Genomic DNA, 1,249 nt, shown 5'->3' on the forward strand with positions numbered 1-1,249 from the left:
ATTGGTGTTAGTATCAAATCTTAGACAACTTTTCGTAGAGACAGAAATAAATTAAACTTATCTACGAGAGGATGGATTTTATGACCCGATACGAAGAAAATTTCAAACAGATGATTGTTGAGCTGAATCAAACTGGACGTTCTGTTCGAGGATTGGCGAAAGAATATGGCTTATCTGAAGCAACGATTTACAAATGGAAAAATTTATATTTACCAAATCAGTCCACAGGACTGACCGGAAAAGAAGCGTCTGATTTGAGAAAAGAAAATGCTCGTTTGAAAGAGGAACTTGAAATATTAAAAAAAGCCGCAGCCATATTCTCTCGAAAGACCTAAAGTCACTTGTTCGATTCATTGAAAAATGGTGTAAGGAGTACACTGTTTCTTTGTTGTGTCGGTTATTAGAAATTCCTAGAAGCGTCTACTATTTTTATAAAAATAAATCGTTAACAGCTACAGAAGTCAGAAATAACCAATTGAAAAAGAAGATTTCAACGATCTTTTTTGATCATAAACAGAGATATGGTGCAACAAAAATCCATCAAGTGTTGCTAAAAGAAGGAATTTCAGTATCTCTTAAGCATGTACAAAAACTGATGAAACAATTAAATCTAAGGTCAATTGTGGTTAAGAAATACAGACCTCAACGGCCTGTTCAGCCGGTTGTTTTAAAAGAGAACATCTTAAATCAGGACTTTTCTACTAAAACTATCTGTGAAAAATGGGTAGCTGATATCACCTACATTCCAACTAAGAAAAATGGTTGGTGTTACTTATCTTCGATTATGGATTTACACACGAAAAAGATTATTAGCTATACATTTTCTAAACGAATGACTGTCGATTGTGTGTTACAAACATTCAATCAAGCAAAGCAACGGTACCACATCCCAGAAGGAATGATTCTACACACTGATTTAGGTAGTCAATATACAGCAATCGAAGTGGAAAATTGGCTTGAAAACAATAAAATAAGGCATTCCTATAGTCGCAAAGGAACACCATATGATAATGCAGGAATTGAGTCCTTCCATGCATCATTGAAAAAAGAAGAAGTATACACGACGACTTACTCAGACTTCGAAGAAGCGAATCGATCTTTATTTAGCTACATTGAAGGATTTTATAATCGTAATCGAATCCATAGTTCGATTCATTACTTAACTCCACAGGAGTTTGAAGATTTAGAAACAGAGAAAATGTCTTAGCAGTCTCTACTAAAATATGTCCAAGATATTGACTCAAATCCA

Annotated in this window: 1 protein-coding gene; it reads left to right on the forward strand. The window is 34.3% G+C overall.

The window, feature by feature from the left end; translation table 11 throughout:
- The first annotated feature begins 80 nt into the window (after positions 1-80).
- A protein-coding gene (locus P7D84_RS13680; protein ID WP_216453981.1) for an IS3 family transposase occupies positions 81-1,207 on the forward strand; the annotation gives its coding sequence in 2 pieces (ribosomal slippage) (positions 81-309 and positions 309-1,207; 1,128 coding nt in all).
- Positions 1,208-1,249: the final 42 nt, after the last annotated feature.

The organism is Enterococcus dongliensis, from assembly GCF_031927985.1.
In the GTDB taxonomy this organism is placed as follows: Bacteria; Bacillota; Bacilli; order Lactobacillales; family Enterococcaceae; genus Enterococcus_A; species Enterococcus_A dongliensis.